The sequence below is a fragment of the Actinoplanes sp. HUAS TT8 genome (assembly GCF_051380535.1).
Taxonomy (GTDB): domain Bacteria; phylum Actinomycetota; class Actinomycetes; order Mycobacteriales; family Micromonosporaceae; genus Actinoplanes.
On sequence record NZ_CP195646.1, the window covers coordinates 892,644 to 913,506 of the forward strand.

The 20,863-nt window shown below is 70.2% G+C and carries 19 protein-coding genes; 11 read left to right on the forward strand and 8 right to left on the reverse strand.

The features are described from left to right. Positions 1 to 29 precede the first annotated feature (29 nt). Positions 30 to 1,961, reverse strand: coding sequence for an ABC transporter ATP-binding protein (locus ACSHV8_RS03980; RefSeq protein ID WP_436529466.1), 1,932 nt, complete (start codon positions 1,959 to 1,961; stop codon positions 30 to 32). Positions 1,962 to 2,001: 40 nt separating this feature from the next. Beyond that, positions 2,002 to 3,780, reverse strand: coding sequence for an ABC transporter ATP-binding protein (locus tag ACSHV8_RS03985; RefSeq protein WP_436529468.1), 1,779 nt, complete (start codon positions 3,778 to 3,780; stop codon positions 2,002 to 2,004). 127 nt (positions 3,781 to 3,907) lie between these two features. On the opposite strand from ACSHV8_RS03985, the gene ACSHV8_RS03990 reads away from it, so the two are divergent. Next, positions 3,908 to 5,512 (forward strand): diguanylate cyclase, encoded by a 1,605-nt coding sequence (locus ACSHV8_RS03990; RefSeq protein ID WP_436529470.1) that lies wholly within the window; start codon positions 3,908 to 3,910, stop codon positions 5,510 to 5,512. Here the strand turns inward: ACSHV8_RS03990 and ACSHV8_RS03995 are convergent. Beyond that, the gene (locus tag ACSHV8_RS03995; protein WP_436529472.1) at positions 5,480 to 6,496 is read right to left on the reverse strand and encodes an aldo/keto reductase; all 1,017 of its coding nucleotides are present in this window, start codon (positions 6,494 to 6,496) and stop codon (positions 5,480 to 5,482) included. The two genes, ACSHV8_RS03990 and ACSHV8_RS03995, sit on opposite strands and share 33 nt — an antisense overlap. A gap of 236 nt (positions 6,497 to 6,732) precedes the next feature. On the opposite strand from ACSHV8_RS03995, the gene ACSHV8_RS04000 reads away from it, so the two are divergent. Next, positions 6,733 to 7,938, forward strand: a complete 1,206-nt coding sequence (locus ACSHV8_RS04000; RefSeq protein ID WP_436529474.1) for a lamin tail domain-containing protein — start codon at positions 6,733 to 6,735, stop codon at positions 7,936 to 7,938. Between the two features lie 149 nt (positions 7,939 to 8,087). Here the strand turns inward: ACSHV8_RS04000 and ACSHV8_RS04005 are convergent, their stop codons facing one another. After that, positions 8,088 to 8,735, reverse strand: coding sequence for a thymidine kinase (locus tag ACSHV8_RS04005; protein WP_436529476.1), 648 nt, complete (start codon positions 8,733 to 8,735; stop codon positions 8,088 to 8,090). Between the two features lie 397 nt (positions 8,736 to 9,132). Then, entirely contained in the window at positions 9,133 to 10,758 is a 1,626-nt protein-coding gene (locus tag ACSHV8_RS04010; RefSeq protein WP_436529478.1) for an NAD(P)/FAD-dependent oxidoreductase, read from the reverse strand. A gap of 208 nt (positions 10,759 to 10,966) precedes the next feature. On the opposite strand from ACSHV8_RS04010, the gene ACSHV8_RS04015 reads away from it, so the two are divergent. Further along, entirely contained in the window at positions 10,967 to 11,296 is a 330-nt protein-coding gene (locus tag ACSHV8_RS04015; RefSeq protein ID WP_436529480.1) for a hypothetical protein, read from the forward strand. Here ACSHV8_RS04015 and ACSHV8_RS04020 read toward each other — a convergent pair. Further along, positions 11,291 to 12,130 carry an SDR family NAD(P)-dependent oxidoreductase gene (locus ACSHV8_RS04020; protein ID WP_436529482.1) on the reverse strand — a complete coding sequence of 280 codons (840 nt, stop codon included), beginning with the start codon at positions 12,128 to 12,130 and terminating at the stop codon, positions 11,291 to 11,293. The genes ACSHV8_RS04015 and ACSHV8_RS04020 overlap by 6 nt on opposite strands. Positions 12,131 to 12,200: 70 nt before the next feature. Here ACSHV8_RS04020 and ACSHV8_RS04025 point away from each other — a divergent pair, with 70 nt between their 5' ends. The 4 genes from ACSHV8_RS04025 to ACSHV8_RS04040 all read left to right on the forward strand — a co-directional run bounded on the left by ACSHV8_RS04025 (position 12,201) and on the right by ACSHV8_RS04040 (position 14,551). Continuing rightward, positions 12,201 to 13,115, forward strand: a complete 915-nt coding sequence (locus tag ACSHV8_RS04025) for a LysR family transcriptional regulator (RefSeq protein ID WP_436529484.1) — start codon at positions 12,201 to 12,203, stop codon at positions 13,113 to 13,115. A 117-nt stretch (positions 13,116 to 13,232) separates the two neighbouring features. After that, positions 13,233 to 13,814: a hypothetical protein gene (locus ACSHV8_RS04030; protein WP_436529485.1), complete on the forward strand. Its 582-nt coding sequence runs from the start codon at positions 13,233 to 13,235 to the stop codon at positions 13,812 to 13,814. Between the two features lie 12 nt (positions 13,815 to 13,826). After that, positions 13,827 to 14,192: an Mth938-like domain-containing protein gene (locus ACSHV8_RS04035; protein ID WP_436529487.1), complete on the forward strand. Its 366-nt coding sequence runs from the start codon at positions 13,827 to 13,829 to the stop codon at positions 14,190 to 14,192. 17 nt (positions 14,193 to 14,209) lie between these two features. Further along, positions 14,210 to 14,551, forward strand: coding sequence for an L-rhamnose mutarotase (locus ACSHV8_RS04040; RefSeq protein WP_436529489.1), 342 nt, complete (start codon positions 14,210 to 14,212; stop codon positions 14,549 to 14,551). 130 nt (positions 14,552 to 14,681) lie between these two features. On the opposite strand, the gene ACSHV8_RS04045 is transcribed toward ACSHV8_RS04040, so the two are convergent. After that, positions 14,682 to 15,848: an FAD-dependent monooxygenase gene (locus ACSHV8_RS04045; protein ID WP_436529490.1), complete on the reverse strand. Its 1,167-nt coding sequence runs from the start codon at positions 15,846 to 15,848 to the stop codon at positions 14,682 to 14,684. 54 nt (positions 15,849 to 15,902) lie between these two features. Beyond that, complete coding sequence (locus tag ACSHV8_RS04050) at positions 15,903 to 16,487, reverse strand: TetR/AcrR family transcriptional regulator (RefSeq protein ID WP_436529492.1); 585 nt, start codon at positions 16,485 to 16,487, stop codon at positions 15,903 to 15,905. A gap of 128 nt (positions 16,488 to 16,615) precedes the next feature. Between ACSHV8_RS04050 and ACSHV8_RS04055 the strand changes: the two genes are divergently transcribed. The 4 genes from ACSHV8_RS04055 to ACSHV8_RS04070 are packed head-to-tail and all read left to right on the forward strand — an operon-like array spanning position 16,616 to position 20,830. After that, the gene (locus ACSHV8_RS04055) at positions 16,616 to 17,680 is read left to right on the forward strand and encodes a hypothetical protein (protein WP_436529494.1); all 1,065 of its coding nucleotides are present in this window, start codon (positions 16,616 to 16,618) and stop codon (positions 17,678 to 17,680) included. 11 nt (positions 17,681 to 17,691) lie between these two features. After that, complete coding sequence (locus ACSHV8_RS04060; RefSeq protein ID WP_436529496.1) at positions 17,692 to 18,567, forward strand: hypothetical protein; 876 nt, start codon at positions 17,692 to 17,694, stop codon at positions 18,565 to 18,567. After that, positions 18,564 to 19,517, forward strand: coding sequence for a hypothetical protein (locus tag ACSHV8_RS04065; RefSeq protein WP_436529498.1), 954 nt, complete (start codon positions 18,564 to 18,566; stop codon positions 19,515 to 19,517). Before ACSHV8_RS04060 ends, ACSHV8_RS04065 begins: the two co-directional genes overlap by 4 nt. Continuing rightward, positions 19,514 to 20,830: a hypothetical protein gene (locus ACSHV8_RS04070; RefSeq protein ID WP_436529500.1), complete on the forward strand. Its 1,317-nt coding sequence runs from the start codon at positions 19,514 to 19,516 to the stop codon at positions 20,828 to 20,830. The genes ACSHV8_RS04065 and ACSHV8_RS04070 overlap by 4 nt, the downstream gene beginning before the upstream one ends. Positions 20,831 to 20,863 lie beyond the last annotated feature (33 nt).

Sequence of the window (20,863 nt, forward strand, 5' to 3'; positions counted from 1 at the left end):
CGACGCGGGACCGGGTGCCATGTCCGTACCTAATCGGCGGTTTTGGTGTGGGATTCCCAGGTGGCATACATGGTGGCGTAGCGGTTGCCGGCCGCGACCAGCGCGTCGTGCGAACCGGATTCGAGGATGCCGCCGTTGTCGACGACGATGACGCGGTCGGCGCGACGCGCGGTCGAGAGGCGATGCGCGACCAGGATCGCGGTCCGGCCTTCGAGGAGGCGCTGGATCGCGGCCTCCACCCGGAGCTCGGAGCGCAGGTCCAGGCTGGACGTCGCCTCGTCGAGGACGACGACGCGCGGTGCCGCGACGAACACGCGGGCCAGGGCGATCAGCTGGCGTTCGCCCGAGGAGACCGATTGGCCGCGTTCGTGCAGGATCGTGTCGAGGCCGTCGGGGGAGCGGTCGACCAGGTCGCGGAGTCCGACGGCGTCGACCGCGGCATCGACCTCCTCGTCCGAGGCGTCCGGCCGGGCGAAGGCGATGTTGTCGCGCAGCGTCCCGGCGAACAGGAACGGTTCCTGCGGCACCACGCCGACCTGCCGGTGCAGCGAGTCGAGCGTCACGTCGCGTAGATCGTGCCCGTCGATCAGGACGACCCCATGATCCGGGTCGTAGAGCCGCGCGACCAGCTTGGCCAGCGTCGACTTCCCGGCTCCGGTCGGCCCGACACAGGCGACGGTTTCGCCCGGAGCGATACTCAGGGTGACGTCGTGCAGGACGGGACGGTCGGCGTCGTACCCGAAGGAGACGTTGCGCAGATCGATGCCACCGCGGGCCGGCGGAAGATCAAGAGCATCAATTCTTTCCGGTACGCCGGGAGCGGTCCCCAGCAAACCGCGGAGCTTTCCGAGGGCGGCCCGGGCCTGCTGATAGTTGGTGTAGAGCTGCACGAGCTGCTGGACCGGCTGGAAGAACGCGTTGATGTAGAGCACGAACGCGGTCAGCTCGCCGATCGTCAGCTCGCCGCGCAGCACCATGCGCCCGCCGATGAGCAGCAGCGCGGCCAGCCCGAGCAGGCCGATCACCGAGCTGCCGGGTCCGTAGACGGCGTTGATCCGCCCGGTGTAGTCGTTGGCGTCGCGATACGCGCCGACCACCTCGCGATGCTCGACGACACTGCGCCGCTGCTGGTTGTGGGCGGTGATCACCCGTACCCCGTAGAGGCTCTCGGAAAGGTGCGAGAAGAGCCCGGCGATGGCGTCGCGCTGCCGGTTGTACCCCTGGTCGGCGGCGCGCCGGAACCAGATGGACAGCAGCGCGAGCGGCGGCACGACCAGCAGTAATGTGATCGCGGCGAGCTCGACGTCGTAGTGCACGAGCACGGCGGTCACCACGATCATGGTGATGCCCTGGATCAGGAACTGGGCGAAACCGTCCTGGAGCAGTTGCTGGATCGACTCGACGTCCGAGGTCATCCGGGTCATCGTGACCCCGGCCTTTTCCTTGGTGTAGAAGTCCAGGCTGAGCCGTTGCAGATGGCTGAAGACGCGGACACGAAGATCTCTGGTGACGTACGCGGCCAGCCGCCCGCTCTGCCGGATCCGCACCCCGGACGCCACCGCGGTGAGCCCGACCGCCGCCAGGAACGCCACCGAGGCCATGACCAGCACCGGGACGTTGCGCGCGACGATGCCGTGGTCGATGCCGATCTGCACGAGCAGCGGACCGGCCTGCAGCAGCAGCGCCTCGGCGAGCACCGCGACGGCGGCCGTGACCAGCACCGCGGGCCGGTTGGCGAGCAGCGTCCACAGGGTGAGTTTGCGGTTGTCGGGTTGCTGGTGGAACGGCTCGTGCGGCGGTTTCTGCACCGGCTCGGACGCTTCCAGCCGGGCGACGCCGGCCGCGAGCTCGTCCGGGATGCCGGCGAACGGTGCGCCGCCCGGCCGGTCGCGCCGGGCGCCGCTCATCCCGCCCGGCATCGCCCCGCCGGGCCCGCCGAACCCGCCTCCGAACATGCTCATGCGGCCGCCTCCGGTCGGTGTCGGCTGGCGTTCGACTCGCTCATGCCACGACCTCTTCCTCGGTGGACGCGGCCAGGACCTGCGCGTATCGCGGCTCGGTGGCCAGCAGCGACGCGTGGGTGCCGTCGGCGACCACCCGGCCGCCGTCGATCAGGACGACCCGGTCGGCCAGGCCGATCGTGGCCAGCCGGTGCGCCACCATGATCGTGGTGCGGCCGACCATCAGGGTGCGCAGCGACTCGTGGATCTCGTGCTCGACCCGGACGTCGACCGCGCTGGTCGCGTCGTCGAGGATCAGCACGGGCGGGTTGACCAGCAGCGCCCGGGCGATCGCGACGCGCTGGCGCTGACCGCCGGAGAGGGTGTAGCCGCGCTCGCCGACCACCGCGTCGTAGCCTTCGGGTAGTTCGCGGATGAACTCGTCGGCGCCGGCCGCGCTCGCCGCGTCGATCACCTGCTCACGGGTGGCGCCGGGGCGGCCGAAGGCGATGTTGTCGTGCAGCGAGACCGAGAACAGGAACGGCTCGTCCGGGACGATGCCGACGCGGTCGCGGAGCGTTTCCAGGGGATAGTCGCGGACGTCGACGCCGTCGAGCAGCACCTGGCCGTCGGTGACGTCGTAGAAGCGGGCGGCCAGGCGGCCGATCGTCGACTTCCCGGATCCGGTGGCGCCGACCAGGGCAACGGTCTCGCCGGGACGGATGTGCAGGTCCAGACCATCGAGCGCGGTGGTGCCGTCCGGATAGGCAAAGCGGACATTTCGCAACGCGAGTTCGCCGCGCGGGGCCGGGCTCATGGTGTCGGATTTGTCGATTATCTCCGCGGGTGTGTCCAGAATGTCGTAGATGCGCTGCGAGGAGGCGGCCGCCCGCTGGCCCATCATGATGATCATGCCGAGCATCCGGAACGGCGGCTGCAGCATCAGCACGTAGGAGTTGAACGCCACCACCGTCCCCACGGTCGCGTGTCCACGCAGCACCATCAGGCCGCCGACCAGCAGCACGAGCGCCAGCCCGAGCCGTGGCATGTTGTCCATCACCGGGATCCACCGGCTGCGCAGCCGCGCGTCCGTCGTGTAGGCCCAGCGGACCCGGTCGGCCGCGCTCGCCAGGGTGTCGACCTGACGCTGCTCGGCCGCGAACGCCTTCACGATCCGTACACCCTGGATGTTCTCGTCGACGACGGTGGCGATGCCGGCCAGGCGCGCCTGGATCAGCCAGGAGACCGGGAAGATCGCTTTGCGCATGCGTACGCCGAGGACCGCGATCGCCGGCATGGTCAGCATCGCGACCACGGCCAGCAGCGGGTTGATCGACACCATCAGGATGAACGCGATCACCGCGATCATGCACTGGACCAGGATCGACGGGCCGAACGTGAGGTACATCTGCACGGCCCGGATGTCCGAGGTCGCCCGGGACATCAGCTCGCCGGACTGGACGCGGTCGTAGAAGCCGTAGGACATCCGCATGAAGTGGCTGAACACGATGCTGCGCAGGTCGTACTCCAGCTCGTAGGCCGTGCGCAGCAGGTAGAGCCGGGCCAGGTAGTTGATCACGCCCTGGGCCAGGGCGAGGCCGGCGATCAGCCACACGTACCGGGCGAGCCCGGCGGTGTGGGCGACCAGGGCCCGGTCGATGCCGACCCGGACCAGGTTGGGGATCTGCACCTGGACGATCAGCCCGATGAACGAGAGCACGAGCGAGGTGATCAGCAGGGTCCGGTGGGACTTGAGCAGCGGCCAGGCGCGGCGCAGCCAGCTCTTCGTCGGATCGGGGTGGATGCCCGCCCGAGGGGCGCGGCGTGGAACGTGGGACAAGCGGCGCTCCTTACTTAGGTGCTTAGCTTAGCTAACGACCTTGGTGGAACGAAACCGCTGTGACGGGTATGAACTAGTTGTCACGAGTTCCTTGCTCACCGTGCCGTGGGCGAGCACGATGATCGGCGTGACGACCGCCGCCGAGCTCGACGACCTGGAGGACTGGGTCGGGCGCGATCCGGCCGGTCGGGCCGCCCGGGCCGCCGAGATCGAGCGGGACACGACCGACGAGGTCGCCCGGATGCGCGCCCGCCTGATCCGGGCCGACGTGGCCGAGCGCTCCGGCGAACTGCGGGCCGCCGCCGAGGCGATGTGGCTGATCAACGAATGGGCGCACGGCCACGGCAACCGCTACCTGATCGCTCGCAGTCACCTGCTGCTCGGCCGGACCTACCGCAACCTGGGCGACGTGGCCGCCCTGCTGGAGCACGCGGTGGCCGCCGTGGAGGCCCTGGAGGAGACCGTCGAGCCCCGGCGCCGGTTACCCTACGTGGTCAAATATGCCGACGCGCTCACCGAGACCGGCTCGATCGACGCCGCCCGGGAACGCTACCGGCAGGCCGAGGAGCTGGCCCGGAACAGCGCCAACGTCCGTGACCGGATCATGGTGCTGAACAATCACGCCTACGCGGAGTATCTGGCGGGCGAGCCGGAACGCGCCTGGACCGTGGTCCGCCGGATGCGCGCCATCGCCGTCGCCCACGGTCAGCGGCTCGAACCGAACGACCTCGACACGGTGGCCAGCATCCAGATCGCTCTCGGACACTACGAGGACGCCGAGGAGACCATCCTCGCCGCCGTCGTCGGCTACCCGGACGCGCCCCTGGAAGCCGACGCGCTGCCGGAATTCCTGCTCACGCTCGCGATCACCCGCCGGCTGCGCGACGACCTCACCAACGCGCAGCAGACCCTGGACGCCTGCCGCGAGCAGTGTGAGGCCCACGGCCACGGCGAGATCCTGGTCCGGGTCATGCAGGAGCAGGCCGAGCTGTACGCCGCGACCGGCGCCTTCGAGCAGGCGTTCGCCGAGCACAAGCGCTTCCACGCGGCCGAGAAGGAGGTGCTCTCGGCCGCCCGCGAGGCGCAGGCCCGCAACCGGCAGGCGCTGTTCGAGGTCAACGAGGCCCGCCAGGAGGCCGAGCAGTTCCGCGAGCAGGCCCGGCGCGACCCGCTGACCGGCCTGCGCAACCGTCGCTACGTCGACGAACAGCTCCCCGGCCTGATCGAGCAGGCCAACCGGACCGGGGTCCCGTTGTGGGCCGCGTTGCTCGACCTCGACCATTTCAAACAAATAAACGATTTGTGTACGCACGAAGCCGGCGACCGTGTCCTGGTGGAAGTCGCCCGTCTGCTCGTGGCCTCCGAGCCGGCCGGCGGCTTCGCGGCCCGTCTCGGCGGCGAGGAGTTCCTGCTCGTCGTCAACGGGCTGGACGGCGCCCGGGCCATGACGTTCCTGGACCGGGTCCGGGAGACGATCGCCGGCCACCCCTGGCGGATGGTGACCGGCGACCTGCCGGTGACGGTGAGCATCGGTGTGTCCCCGGCCCGGCCCGAGGACACCCAGTCCGAACTGCTGGCGCGGGCCGACGCCGGTCTCTACGCGGCCAAGCGCGGCGGCCGCAACCGGGTCTGCCACGGTTCGTCGGCGGCGCCGGACCCTGTCGGCTCGGGTTCGACCGGCTCGGGTTCGGCCGGCTCCTCAGCGGCGGCGCCGGCTGCTGTCGGTGACTGACGGGGGCAGGTAGCCGGCGTCGGCCGGGTTCAGGTTCGTGCCGGGCGGGACGATCTCGTCGATCCGGTCCAGCACGTCCGCGCTCAGCGTGACCTTCGCGGCTTCCAGCTGCGACTCCAGATGCTCCATGGTCCGAGGGCCGATGATCGCCGAGGTGATCGCCGGATGGTTCAGCACGAACGCCAACGCCATGTGGATCAGCGACAGCCCGGCCTCGTCGGCCAGCGCCTGCAACTTCCGGACCGCCTCGACCTTCGGCAGGTTGGCCGGGGCCGACGTGTCGTACCGGCCCGGGATCCGCTCCGCCCGCAACGACTTCCAGGCCTCCAGCCGCTGCCCGGACAGGTAGCCGCCGGCCAGCGGGCTCCACGGGATGACGGCCAGACCGTAGCGCTCGGCCACCGGCAGCATCTCGCGTTCGACACCACGAACCAGCATCGAGTACGGCGGTTGCTCGGCGACCACGCGCTCCCGGCCCCGGCGCTCGGCCAGCCACTGCCCCTCGACGATCGCCGACGGCTCGTACGTCGAAGTCCCGATGTATCTGATCTTCCCGGCCCGGACCAGGTCACTCAGCGCGCCCAGGGTCTCGTCGAAATCGGTGGCCGGATCCGGGCGGTGCACCTGATACAGGTCGATCCAGTCGGTGCGCAGACGGCGCAGGCTGCGCTCGACCTCGGTGACGATCCAGCGCCGGGAGTTGCCGCCCTGGTTGAGCTTCGTACCCATCTGCCCGTGCACCTTGGTGGCCAGGAACACGTCGTCGCGCCGGCCGTCGAGGGCCTCGCCGACGATCTCCTCGCTCTCGCCCTGCGAATAGACGTCGGCCGTGTCGATCACGTTGATGCCGGCGTCGAGAGCGCGGTGGATGATCCGGATGCCGTCCTCATGATCCGGGTTCCCGGTGCGACCGAAGTTCATCGCGCCGAGCGTGAGGTTGCTGACCTGCACGCCGGTGCGGCCGAAGGGGCGGTACTCGACCATGTCTGCGGATTCCTTCCGAACTGCCGGGCGTCTCGTGCCGCGCGGCTTTCTCTGCTCGTGCGCTTCTGCTGGGCGTTTCGTGTTCGTGCGCTTCTGATAGGCGTTTCGGTCGCGTTTGCTTCCGTCGGGCGTTTCATTCTCGTACGCCGAAATCTGCCCCTGTTTGACGAGTGCCGCAACCGGGCCGCATCCCGACCGAACTCAAACCGCGACCGGAATGTCCCGATCGTGCAGGCATGCTGCGCCGTCTCGCCTCCCTCGTCGCCTCCGTCGCCCTGATGGTCGGCGGCACGCCCGCGCCGGCGTCGGCCGCGACCGTCGCCTGCCGGCCCGGCGCCGGGAGCCCGCGCTGCTCGGTGTGGACCGGCAAGGTCGCCTGGGTGCCGGACGGCGACACGCTGATCGTGCGGGTGGGCAAGGGGAAGGCGCGGTCCATCCGGTTGATCGGGGTGCAGGCCATGGAACAGCACCGATACTCGCCGAACCCGGCCCGGCGCCGCGGCGAATGCCACGCGCTGGAGGCCACCGCGAGAGTGGAACAGCTGGTCCGGGCCGGTAACGGCGTCGTACGGCTGACCGCGGAACACGCGTCCAGTGCCAGCCGCGGGCGACCACTGCGATCCGTCGCGGTGAAGATCGGCGGACGCTGGGTGGACATCGGCTCCGACCTGGTGCGACGCGGCCATGCGCTGGCGCTGTCGTTCCCGGGGGAGGGCGCGTGGGACCTGGCCTATGAACGGGGATCGGCGGCCGCGGCACGCGAACGTCACGGGATGTGGGACGACGACTACTGCGGGTCTGGGCCGGCGGTGGGCGCGAAGCTCACCGTGACAGCCAACAGCATCGGCGACGAATGGATCCGGGTCGGGAACGGCGGGACCCGGGCGGTGAACCTGAGCGGATGGTGGGTCCGCGACTCGGGGCTGCGGCGGTACACGTTCAAGGCGGGGACCGTGGTGCCGGCCGGTGGGCGGATCTACGTGCACGTGGGGAAGGGGCGAGACAGCGCGACCGACAAGTACTGGGGACTACCGGCGCAGATCCTCACCGATGTGGACCCGGTCCACCCCGGGACCGGAGACGGGGCGTACCTCTTCGATCCGCAGGGTGACCTGCGGAAATCGTTCGTGTACCCGTGCGTGTCCGGATGCGGGAGCCCGCTGACCGGCAAGATCGAACTGAAGGTGAAGTACGGCGGGATCGAACGGATCACCCTGGTCAACATCAGCGACCGGCCGGTGGATCTGCAAGGTCACGTGGTGATCGGCGGGCGGCATCAGCACCGCTTCGACGAGCCGGCGATCCTGGCGGCGGGCGCGTCGATCGACGTGCCACTCGGTGGTGGGCGGGCGGTGCTGGACGACAGCGGTGGCTCGGTGCGGTTGCAGACCGCCGACATGTGGACCGTCACGTGCCGGTGGTGGGGGACGGGCACGTGCTAACGGTCAGGCCGGCCCGCCGTTGCGTGGCGGACCCAGGCCCGCGGTCGCGTCAGCGGCGGCTTCTCGGCCCGCGGTCTCGGGCTCGCAGTTGTGTTTTCCGAGCTTGCGGTGGCGTTTCTCGGACCGGGCGGGGCTCGCGGTGGCGTTTCTCAGACCGGGCCGGGCTCGCCGTTGCGCCAGTGGCGGCGGCACAGCACACGGTAGGAGACCGCGGACGTCTCCGTCGTGTCGCCGACCGCGACCTGCTCGCCCGCCCGGGCCACCTGGCCGTCGACGATCCGCGCATTCTGCCGTCCGGGACGTCCGCACCAGCAGGTCACCTCGACCTGCAGGGGGACGATCACGTCGGCCAGCTCGACCAGGCGCTGCGCACCCGGGAACAGCCGCGACAGGAAGTCCGTGGTGATCGCGTAGCAGTCGATGTCCACCGCCAGCTCGTCCGCGGCCCAGGCCAGCTGCTCCACCTGATCCGGACTGAGGAACTGAGCCTCGTCGGCGATCACGAACCCGCTGGCCGGCACCCGCTCGGCGACCAGCGCGGCCAGATCCATCTCCGGGTTGACCTCGATCGCGTCGGCGGTCACCCCGAGCCGCGACGACAGTATTCCCTCACCGGCCCGATCCTGGCTGGTCAGTAACACCCCGGGCCGCCCGGCCTGGCGACGGTTGAACGCGTTCTGCAGCGCCAGGGTGCTCTTGCCCGACCCCATCCGCCCGGTGAACAGGGTGAGGGTCCCGAAGACCGGGGCCAGCGCCGGTTGCCGTGGGGCCATAGCGGTCTCGGCGGTGACCGGCATCAATCGGGGCCTCTTTCCTGCGGTTGCGTGCGCTCCCCCCTTTTCCGGGCGGGGCCGGTACACGCTACCTGGTGAACGAACACCGGGTTACCGCCGGTCGACGGTCAGGTTCGAGACACCCGAGGTGAGACAGCTGCCGGAACGGCCGGTAGCGGCCCACCATCCAGCCCGTCCCACCAGCTGCGCCGCCGCCAGAAAGAAACCAACCGGCTGCGCCGCCGCCAGAGGAACCCCACCGGCTGTGCAGCCGGCAGGCGAGCCTCGCCGGCTGCACAGCCAGCAGAGGATCCTCGCCGGCTCGCTGCCAGTGGAGCGGATCCGAGCGATCGGCGCATATCGCCCTCCGTGCTGCGATGGAGCACAATCCCTGCGCCGACCCTCGTCTCGACCCGCGCCTCTACTCCCGGACGCCCGAGCGTTCCCGCTCCCGCTCGTGCTCAACCGTCCCGGCCGGGTCCAGGGCAACCCCGTCGCCTTCGTGTGTCGCCGTGCCGTCGTCTGCCTGGGCCGCCGTGCCGTCGGCCGGCTGGGCCGTCGCGGTTTCGGCCGGCTGGGCCGCCGCAGGCTCGTTCGGGTTGGGGACTGCCGATGCCGATGCCGATGCCGCTGCCGGTTCGGCCGGTTTCGTGGCGGCGGCGTTGTCGGCGAGCTCCTTCTTGTGGGCGGTGACGGCCTCCGCGCGCTCACGCTCGAACGGATCGCCATACGCCCGGATGGCCCGCCGCGCGAACGCCTGCTGCTGCGTGGCCACCCGCTCCGAGCGCCCGCGACCGATGAAGCTGACCGCCCAGTGCAGCACCGCGGTCACCCGGTTCTTGAACCCGACCAGGTAGAACAGGTGCACCGCAACCCACACCACCCAGGCCGGGAAGCCGGACAGGTGCACCTTGCCGATGCTGGCCACCGCCGAGAATCGGGAGATCGTCGCCAGGCTGCCCTTGTCGAAGTACTTGAACGGCTGACCGGTCTCCTTACCGCTGAGCCGCCGCTTGATCTGGTCGGCGGCGTGCCGGCCGCTCTGGATGGCAACCTGCGCCACCCCGGGCAGCGGCTTCCCGTCCGCGCCGGCCAGGTTCATCATGTCGCCGAGCACGAAGATCTCCGGGTGCCCGGGCAGCGTGGTGTCCTTCTCCACGAACACCCGCCCGGCCCGGTCGGTCGTCGCCCCAGCCGACTCGGCCAGCTTGCGGGCCAGCGGCGGCGCGGCGACACCGGCCGCCCAGACCTTGGTGATCGACGGGATGGTGTGCCGGCCGTTCGCGTCCTCGACCTCGATCCCGGTCGAGTCGACACCGACGACCTTGGTGTTCAGCTTCACCTCGACGCCGAGTTTCTCCAGCTGCCGCTCGGCACCGGCCGACAGGTGGTCGCCGAACGTGTTGAGCACCGCCCCGATCGCGTCGACCAGGATGATCCGGGCCTTCCGCGGGTCGATGTGCTTGTACTGCCCGGGCAGCGTGCGGTGGGCCAGCTCGGCGATCTGCCCGGCGAGCTCGGTCCCGGTCGGGCCGGCGCCGACGACCACGAAGGTCAGCCAGCGCTGGATCGTCTCCGGGTCGGTGTGCAGGTCGGCGACCTCGAACGCGCCGAAGATCCGGGCCCGCAGTTCGAGCGCGTCATCGATGCTCTTCATGCCGGGCGCGTGATCGGCGAACTGATCATTTCCGAAGTACGACTGTGAGGCGCCCGCCGCCACGATCAGCGTGTCGTACTCCACGGTGTAGTCGATGCCCGGGCCGGACACCGAGACGACCTTCTTCTCGATGTCGATGTCGGAGACCCAGCCGAGGCGTACGTCGACGTTGTCCTGCTTCTTCAACACCTCACGGATCGGCGGGGCGATCTCACCCTCGGACAGGATCCCGGTCGCCACCTGGTACAACAGCGGCTGGAAGAGGTGGTACGCCGTACCGTTGATCAGGGTGATGTCCACCGGAGCCTTGCGCAGCGCCTTGATCGCGAAGAGTCCACCGAAACCGGCCCCCACCACGACCACGCGTTGGCGGTGACTTGCTTGAGTCATTGCCTGCTCCCGTCCCAGTCTGTCCGCTTAGTACAGCGCACTTCCGCATACCCGTATGCCGTGAAAATGACCACTCACGTGCGGATTCTCACCAGGGGCCCCGGAGAACACTGTGCGCGAGTGCCGCTGAGGGGCAGCTGAGCGGGCGCTGCGAGGGTCTATCGCGACCATCGATGCCCTCCAAGATTCAGACCTGGTCGGAGTCACGATGGTCGCCGTCGTGATCTACGCGTTCAAGTCGGCGATGCTCTGGACGAAGGTCTACCACCCACTCCTACTCGTGGTCGTCTTCGCTGCTGTGGTGGCCGTCTGGACAACGACCGTCTACGCCAACCGGTACCGCCACCGCCGCCGAATGTTGCAGCGAGCCGCCGCGGCCGGACGGAGGCCACTGCACGTGCCTGGCTTGAAGTGGTCGTGGGGCGGACTCCTCCACCAGGGAAAGACCCAGGTCGAGGCGGCCTGGACCGCCGTGGTCGACGGCTTCCCGATGATCGTGGGCCGGGTCAGCCGGTCCGGCGACTGGCGCTGGTCATGAGGGCGGTCGCCAGGGGAGGACGGCACCGTCACGGACCAGCTCGCCGTAGTGTTCGGGCTTGATCGGGTCCAGTGCCAGGGACAACAGCGGACCGGCGGCCTGATCGGGCGTCGGGGCGTCGCTGACGTCCCACCACAGGGCTGAGGTCGGCGTGTTCATCATCCCCGGGCAGACCGACGCCAGCAGAATGCCGCGCTCGGCGTCGCCGTCGCGACGCTCGGCGGCCAGGGCGCGGACGGCCGCGACCTGAGCGATCTTGGACGGGATGTTCACGAAGCCGGGCCAGGCGCCGGAGCGGGCGCTGCCGTCACGGACCTGGTCACGCCAGGCCGCGGTCGCGGCGTCCACGGCGTCCAGCGAGGTCAGGTCGTCGAAGCGACTGTGCAGCACCGGGGCCAGGAACGTGAGGGTGCCGAGCGAGCTGGCCACGACGAGCAGCCGGCCGCCGTCGCGCAGCAGCGGGGTGAAGGCGCGCATCACTCGGGTGGTGCCGAAGTTGTTGACCTCCGTGTACTCCTGCACGACGGCGCGCGGGTCGTCTTCCGGGCCGACGCGCATCACCGCGTTGTTGATGACGATGTCGACCCCGCCGTGCCGGTCACTGATCTCCTCGGCGAGACGGGTGACCGAACCAGGGTCGGAAACGTCGAGCACCTCACCCCGTACCTCAGCTGAAGTGACCGGAAGGTCGGCGACCACCGTGCCCACCCGGGCCGCGTCGCGGCCCGTCAGGTAGACGATGTCGGTGGGTGCCAGACGTTGGGCCAGGCCGGCGACCAGCGCCGTACCGAGCCCCTGGGTAGCCCCGGTGACCAGGGCGATTCGCGAAGTCATGCGCCCAAGTTAGGCACGCCGGGGCCATGCGGCCAACGAGATTTACTCATACCTGGTATGAGTAGAAGTCATGGCGATCACCGATGCCTCGCTGGTAGCTTTGCGGGTGTTCCGGGAGGTGGCGGAACGCGGCACGTTCACCGCAGCCGCCGTCGCCCTGGGCTATACGCAATCGGCTGTGTCCCGGCAGATTGCGACGCTTGAGCGGGCCGTGGGGACTGACCTGCTGGAGCGGCGGCACGAGGGGGTTCGTCTCACCCCCGCTGGACGGATCGTGCTGCGCCGTGCGGTCGCGGTGGCCGAGCAGGTCGACGCGGCGGCACGGGAGCTGGCCGGGCTGCCGGGCGCGGGTGGCCGGGTTCGGCTCGGATGGTTCACCAGTGCCGGGGCTGGGCTGGTGCCATGGGCGTTGAGTGAGTTGCGGCGTACGCATCCAGCGGTGACCGTGACCAGTCGTGAGGGGTCTACGCCGGCGCTGATCCGTGCCCTGCGCGCGGGCAGCGTGGACCTGGCGGTGATCGCTACTGAGCCGCCGCATCGGCCGCCGGACACCGACGGTCCGCCGTTGCGGACACGGGTGCTGACCGACCGCAGCCTGTTGGTTGCCGTGCCGGTCACGCATCCGCTGGCCGGTGGCTCGTTCGTGGACGTGGCTGACCTGCGAGGACAGGAGTGGATCGCAGGTCAGAGCTCCGGGAACGAGCGGCTGATGGGGGTGTGGCCGGGTCTCGACGAACGGCCGGTGATCGCCCACGTCGCCCGGGACTGGCTGGCGAAACTGCACTTGGTTGCCGCCGGGTGCGGGCTCACCACGATCCCGCCGGTGCTGGCCGGGGTGGCGCCGGACGGCGTGCGGGTCCTGCCGGTGCGCGGCGGCCCGGACGAGGGGCGCCGGATGACCCTGGCCTGGCTGCACGACCCGCTGCCGGCTCCGGCTGCCCGGCTCGCGGAGGCACTCCAGGCTGCTGCCGGCCGAGAAGACTGACTGCACCAGGCTGCCGCTGCGGAAAGTCTGCCGAGCAGGCATCCGACGGCCAGGGAAATTGACCGCGGTCTGGGTCGCTTCTCGTCGAGAATGGCCGTTTACACAGAGGGGGGAGCGATGGACGCGGTTGGCAGTGACGGCTCGGTGGAGACGGCCGAGGTCCCGGAGGAGGGGAAGCAACGCTTCCTGGTGGTGCACGACTACGGGATGGGCGGCAGCTGGTGGTGGATCCGGGCGAGGTCCGTGCGGGAGATCCGGGAGACGTTCCGCGAGGTCGAGGTGGTTCATGACGCCGAGACGATGAGCCGGGCCGAGGCGGATCCCGACATCGAGGAGGCGGACGTCGACGCCGCGGTGATGCCCGACGGGCTCGACGAGTTGCGGGATGATCGGGACGCGCAGCGGGGCCGGAGCGGGTTCGGCGCGTTCGCCGAGCGCGACGTCCTGTACCTGCGGCGCCGGTGGGACGAGGACATGCCGGAGATGTTCCTGTTCGAGGTGGGCGCCGACGGGCGCCGTCGGCGGGAGGTGCTGCTCGCCGAGGACGGTCCGTGGCTGAAGAACGATGCCGACGATTGGGCGATCAACGCGCCGATCGTCGACTTCTACGATCCGGAGCTGGTCGAGCAGGAGATCGGGCGGGACGAGTTCGAGGCGGCCTGGGCGCGCGCCGAGTGGGATCCCGACCGGCAGGTATGAGAGGGGACGAGGATGGCGGAATCGCCGACGGTTCTCGCCGTGGCCTGGGGGAAGATGCAGGTCGAGGGGCTGCCCGAGGGTAAGGATTTCAAGCTGTGGCCCGGCGGCGGCCGGCCCTGGAACTGGAACGAGACCGGGACGCAGCACGACCCCGGCATCCAGCCCGCCGACGTCGCCGAGCTGCTGGACAACGGGGCTACGACGGTGGTGCTGTCGCGCGGGATGGACCTGGTGCTCCAGGTCGATCCGGCGACGCTGGCGCTGCTTCGGGAGCGGGACGTGGAGGTGCACGTCGCCGGGACGGAGGATGCGGTGCGGATCTACAACGAGCTGGCCGCGACGACTCAGGTGGGAGGTCTGTTCCACTCCACCTGCTGACTGATACGTTTCACGAGGTGACCCACGTCTGTTTCACGCTCCAGGTCGATCCCGGCAAGTTGGACGCCTACCGGGAGGCGCACGCCGCTGTCTGGCCGGACATGCTGCGCGCGCTCCACGAGACCGGCTGGCGTAACTATCGGCTGTTCCTGCGGCCGGACGGTCTGCTCGTCGGCACCCTGGAGACCGACGATTTCGCCGGCATCCAGGCGGCGATGGCCCGCACCGAGGTCAACGCCCGCTGGCAGGCCGCGATGGCCGAGTTCTTCCCGGTCCTGGGCGAACTCCGCCCCGACGAGGGCATGCTCGTCCTCGACCAGATCTTCCACCTCGAAGAACAATTGACGGCTCTGGGCTGACGCCCGGCAGACCGGAAAAATCGGGCCACGCAGGCCGGAAACAACGGGCGGGCCGGGCTGGCAACAAGGGTCCGGCCGAAAACAAAGGGCCGGCCGGAAACCACGGGCCGGCCGGAAACAACGGCGGCCGTCAGGCCACCGGGAACATCGGTGGCTCCTGCTCCGGACGCAGCGCAGTCGCCCCGAAAAGCCAATCCACATACGAGTAGTCGTAGACGTCCCGCCCCCGAAGGACCGAGTTACGCCACTCCCGCTTCGCCCCGTCGTGATGCCAGAACTCGCCCCAGGCCCGAGCCGTCGTCATCACTCGCCGGCAGTGTTCGGGCCGCACCGCGTTGTAGGCCGCGAGCGTCGCATCCCAGTCCCCGTCATGCGCCCCGAGCACCCACGCGTCCTCGATCGCCATGACCGCCCCTTGCGCCAGATACTGCAGTGGCGCGTGCGCGGCGTCCCCGGCCAGCGCCAGCCGCCCGTCGACCCAGTTCATGATCGGCTCACGGTCGTACATCCGCCACCAGCGATCCCGCCACATCAGCGGCAATCCGGCCCGCACCTGCGCACACGTGCCCTGGAAGGCGGCATCGAGTTCGTCCGGCCCGAGCACGGCCCCGGGTGATTCGAAGACGGCCACCTGATTGAACATCTCGCCGTGCCGCAACGGGTACTGCACCAGATGACATCGAGGACCGACAAAAACCACAACATCCTTGAGATGTACGTCCATCGCCGCCACCCGATCGATCGGCACGGCGCCCCGATACGCGACGTAGGCCGAGCTCACCGGTTCGTCCTCGCTGAACCGCCGCCGCGCCGTCGAGCGCAACCCGTCGGCGGCGATCACCACGTCCCCGGCGTACGAGCCGCCGCCGTGAAGTGCCGCCGCCCCCACCCCCGACGTCGAGTACCCGGTCACCGTCACGTCCGTGACCAGCGAGACCCCGGCCCGTTCGCAGGCCCGCAGCAGGACCCCGTGCAGATCACTGCGATGGATCACCAGGTAGGGGAACCCGTACCGCCGTTCCACGTCGTGCAGGTCGAGCGAGCTGAGCACACTCCCGTCCACCGCGTCCTTCATGACGATCTTCTCGGGTCGCACTCCGAGCGACATCACCTCGTCGAGCAGTCCCCATGCGTCGAGGATCCGCGTGCAGTTGGGCGCGATCTGCATCCCGGCCCCGACCTCGCCGAAGTGTGACGTCTGTTCCAGCACGATGACCTGTTGCCCGGCCCGGCTCAGCGCCAGCGCACCGGCCAGTCCGCCGATGCCCCCGCCCACCACGACCACGTTCGACGTCATGCCCGCCCTTCCGTCCGGCTGTGACCGCGCGACAAGGAGATGAAGGAAGACGGGTCACGCCAGCAGGTGACACCACGAGTCGGTCATCGCGGTCAGCGCGGCCCCGCGATCGAACGTCCAGCCGGTCCGCAACCACCGCCGGGCCAGGAACTCGAACTGCCCGAAGGCCAGCACGCAGCGGATGTTCCGGGTTTCCGGGTCGAACCGCCCGGCCCGGTCCAGCCCTTCCCGCATCGCCCCGGTGGTCGTCTTGAACCAGGCCTCCAGGGCCGCGGCGATCTCCGGTTCCATGGCCGACGCCTGGTAGGCCGCCACCAGGTACGCCCGGATCGACGCCCACTGCTCGAACTTCCGGCTGATCCACTGCTCGATCAGTTCGCGCTCGCCGCGTTCGACGACTTCGGCCAGCGACGGGTCGTCGGCGCCGGTCAGGATGTCGTCGACCTCGGTGATCAACGCCTGCATGAGCTGCGATTTCGACGGGAAGTGCAGGTAGAACGTGGTCCGGGTGGTTCCGGCGGCGGCCGCGATCTCGTCGATCGTGGTCGACGCGTACCCCTTCTCCTGGAAGAGCGTCAGCCCGTGATCCAGAAGCAGCCGCCGCGTCATCAGCTTCTGGGTTTCCCGCAGGTTCGCCACGGCAGACACCCTAGCGGCCGCTGCCGAACTGCCGCGTTTATCCGTTGTCCACAGGGTTGCGATGGGATCGAACCATGTAACAGGGGCGATGTAAGTTACGGTCGCCCGGTTCTATCTGAGGGGGATTCGTGACAACGTCCGTCGAACGGCCGCAGCCGACCGAGGCCGCGCCCGGCGTCCGCGCGTTCGCCGCGCGGGAGCGCTGGGTGCTGCTGGTCGCGAGCGCCTGGCTGGTCATCGGCCTGCAGCTGGATGCGTACGCGCATGCCACCACGCCCGAGCTCGAGACGTTCTGGACGCCGTGGCACGCGGTGCTCTACTCGGGCATCGCGGCGTCCGGCTTCACGCTGCTCTGGATCATGCGGCCGCGACTGCCGCAGATCCCGACCTATCGGAGCCTGATCGCGCTGCCCAACGCCCTGCGTATCCCGATCGCGGGCATGGCGTTCCTGCTGGTCGGCGGCGGTGTGGACACGCTCTGGCACAACATCTTCGGCATCGAGAAGAACCTTGAGATCTTCGTCAGCCCGAGCCACGAGTTCATCATTCTGGGCATGGTGCTGGTCGCGATGGGCCCGGCGCTGATGACGGCGACCCTGCCCGGGCGGGTCCTCGGTGTCGGCGGCGCGTTCCTGGTCGCGATCTCGGCGCTCTTCTCGGCCCTGCCGCTGCACATCTACTCCCTGCATGCCAGCGCGCTCGGTTTCCGCCACCTGGGCTCCGGCGCCGGCGTGCCGAACGTGTTCTCCAGCGACGGCCAGCTCGTCCACGGTTACCTGTTCAGCACGGTTCTGCTGCTGGTCCCGATCCTGATGATCGGCCGTCGCTGGCGTCTGCCGATCGGCCTGCCGACCGCGCTCGTCTCGATCCCGGCGCTGCTCATGCACCTGATGTTCGACTCCGAGGCGTCCTGGTGGCCGCAGCTGACCGTCGCCCTGGCCGCACCGGCCGTGGAACTCGTGCTGCGTGTGGCCGATCGCCTGGTCAGCCTGCCGGTGACCGGCCGCTGGATCGCTCTGGGCCTGATCGCGCCGCCGGCCGTCTGGGGTGCCGTGCTCATCGTCGGCCAGATCCGGACCGGGACCGTGGGGTGGAACATTCACATGGTCAGCGGCCTGCTCACGCTCACCGCGTTCACCGGCGCGGCGACGGTGCTGGTCACCCGCAGCGTCCAGTTCCTGCAGCCCGAGTGAGACTGCTCCAGGTGCTCCGGTGGCCGGCGTTGTTCACGCTGGTCGCCGGGGCGATCGTGCTCGGCGCCGCCTCGCCGGCGTCCGCGCACGCCGGTGGGCTCGTCGCTTCCGACGCACGCAGCCGGGTGGTGGCTGTCACACCTGAGATTCCGGGTCTCACCGTGGTCGCGATCGAGGACGGCGCCAAGCTGCGTCTCACCAACGACACCGGCGGTCCGGTCACGGTCAGCGGGATCAACCGGACCGTTGCCTCCGGTGCGGCGTTGACCTGGGCCGATGCAAGATCAACACCGGAGAACAGAAAGATCGATTTCCGACGTACGGCGGACTGGGCGCTCACCCTGGACGCCGCCGGCACCACCGTGACCGTCACCGGCGTCCTCACCGGCGAGCGCCGTCCGGACCCGCTGGTGTGGTGGGGGCTGGCTATCGTGACGGCCGTGGCCGTACCCGTGATCGCCCGCCGCCTGCACCGCGCCGACCTGCTGCTCGCCGTGGCCGGTGTCGTCGCGATGGCCGCGTCGGTCGCGCACGTCACCGGCTCCACCCTCGCCGTCGAGTCGGCGCCCCCGGTCGGCACGTTCCTCAACGCGGCCGGGATCAACCTGCTGAGCTGGCCCCTGCTGGCCGGCGGGGCCTGGGTCGCGCTCCGCGGCCGGCCCGCCGGGCTGCTCGCGGTGTGCGCGGGGGCGGCCCTGACCGCGGTCTTCGTCTTCCCGGACGTGACGTCGTTCCATCGAGCCGTCCTGCCGTTCGCCGGGCCCCCGTCGCTGGAGCGCGTCCTGGTCGTGCTCGCCCTCGGCCTGGGCGCCGGGGTGGCCGTGGCCGGCGCGTCGGTGCTGCGGACCCTCGCCCAGCGGGCCGAGGTCGCCGAGGAGGGGGTGTGAGGATGCTGGTCGGCCTCCTGCTGCTGGTGTCATCGGTCTTTCTGCTGGTGCCGGCGCTGATCGGGGTGCAGACGCTGCTGTCGGCGTCCAGCCTGCTCTCGGTCCCGTCACTGTTCGCGTCGTTCGTGCTGCTGGTGTCGTCGGCCTCGATCGCGGTCTTCCTGCAGCTGGCGGTGCTGTCCCTGACCCGCTGGTGGGAGCGTCGCCCCGGCCCGGGCACTCCCACGCTCTCGCGGACATCGCCCGCGCCCCTCCCGATCGCCTCAGCATCCGCGCCCGCCGGTCCCGCCGGTCCCGCCGCGTCGCCGCCGTCCGCGCCCGTTCTGCCGCTGTCCTCGGTGTTCGGCGGACCGCTGCCAACCGTGCCGGCACCTACCAATGCGCAGTTGGCCGTCGGGCTGGCGCCTACCAATGCGCAGCCGGCCGTCGGGCTGGCGCCTACCAATGCGCAGCCGGCCGTCGTGCCGGCCCCGGCCGGAGCCTCGGTGCCCGGTCTCTCCGGCCCTCCAGCAGGCACCCCGCGGACCGCCGATCCCCGCATTTCGGACGCGGCGGCTTCCGGCGGGTGGGGTAAGCGGTCGTTGCGGTTGATGCCGTTCGTGCTGGCCGCGCTCGCCCTGCTGCCCGGGTGCACGCAGGCGCCGGCCGCGCAGGCCGCCACCCCGGCCACGTGCGGGTCGGCCGCGCCGGACCAGGTCGTCGCGACCGCCGCCCTGCAGGACGGCAAGGCCTCGCCGGCCCCGCACCGGGTGAGCGTTCCGCTCGGCAGCCAGGTGCGTCTGGGTGTCTCGGTCGACACCGCCGCGGAGATCCACGTCCACGGCTACGACTTGGAGTACCAGGTGGCGCCCGGCCAGCCCACGTGCATCGTATTCGTCGCCTCGCAGTCCGGGCTGTTCGACGTCGAGGCTCACCCGGACACGCTGTTGCTGCAGCTCGAAGTGAAGTGACGCCGCTCGCTCACGGAGTCGGCCGCTCCTCCGACCTGCCGTTGCCCCTCGACCTGGTCCTGCAGGCGGGCGCGGCCACTGTCGTGTTGTCGTTCCTGATCGCGGCCGTGTTGTGGACCCGGCCGCGGCTGGGCGGCGGACGGATCCGGCCGGTCCGGGGCGCGGGCTGGTTGCCGGTGGCGCGTGTCGCCGTACTGCTGCTGTCGCTCTATGTGGTGGGAAACGCGCTGCTCGGGCCGCGGGACTCGACGAATCCGGCGGCTCATGCGCTGTTCGTGTGGCTGTGGGTCGGGATCGTGCCGCTCAGCGTGCTTCTCGGGCCGGTGTGGCGGGCGGTCAATCCGTTGCGGACACTGTTCCGGCTGCTGCGGCTTCCGCGGGCCGGGCTGCGGCCGGGGGACGGGCTCGGCGTGTGGCCGGGCGTGCTGTGGCTGCTGGCGTTCGTCTGGTTCGAGCTGGTGGCCCGGGATCGGACCGATCCGCTGGTGATCGGGTGCTGCCTGCTCGGCTATGCGATCGTCCAGCTCGGGACGGCGGCGCTGCGGGGTGAGTCGTGGTTCGCCCGGGGTGACTGCTTCGAGGTGTACTCCGAGCTTGCCGGCCGCCTCAGTCCTCTCCGTCACCGTCCGCTGCTGAGTGGACTGGCCGCCCCGCTCCCGGCGTCGTTCGCGGTCACACCGGTCATTCCGGCCCTGGTCCACGCCGGTCCGCCGGCCGCCCCGTCTCCCGCCGGCTCCTCGGTGGCGGCGCCAGGGTGGCGTGTGACGATCACCCGGGCGGGATTCGCAGCTTTTGTCGCCGTGTGGTGGGGGTCCACGGTCTTCGACAGTGCTTCCGGGTCGCCCGCGTGGGCCGGGTTCGTGCAGCGCGCCGGGCACCCCGGGCTCTACGCGACCGGCGCACTGGTCCTGATCTGCCTCGGCGTACTGCTCGCCGTGCGCAAGGCCGCGGGCCGGCTGGACGTGACCGCTTCGCTGATCCCGATCGCGGTCGGCTACACGCTGGCCCACTACCTGTCGCTGCTGATCGTCGAGGCCCCGCGCGGGTTCCTCCTGATGATCCAGCAGTGGGGTCTGGCCCCGGGCGTGACCTGGAACGTCGTCCCGATCCCGGCGGCGATCGCCACCGCCCAGGTCACGCTGATCCTGCTCGGACACGTTCTCGGCGTGATCGTCGCCCACGACGCCGCCCTGACCGCGGCCGCCGGTGAGGTCGAACGCCCGGTGCTGGCGGTGCTGGCCGACGAACTCCCGCTGGTCCTCTTCATGATCGGCTGCACCTGGGCCGGTCTGTTCCTGCTCTTCGTGCGCTGAGCGCCGTCGGCCCGGTCGCGACCGGGGTCCCCC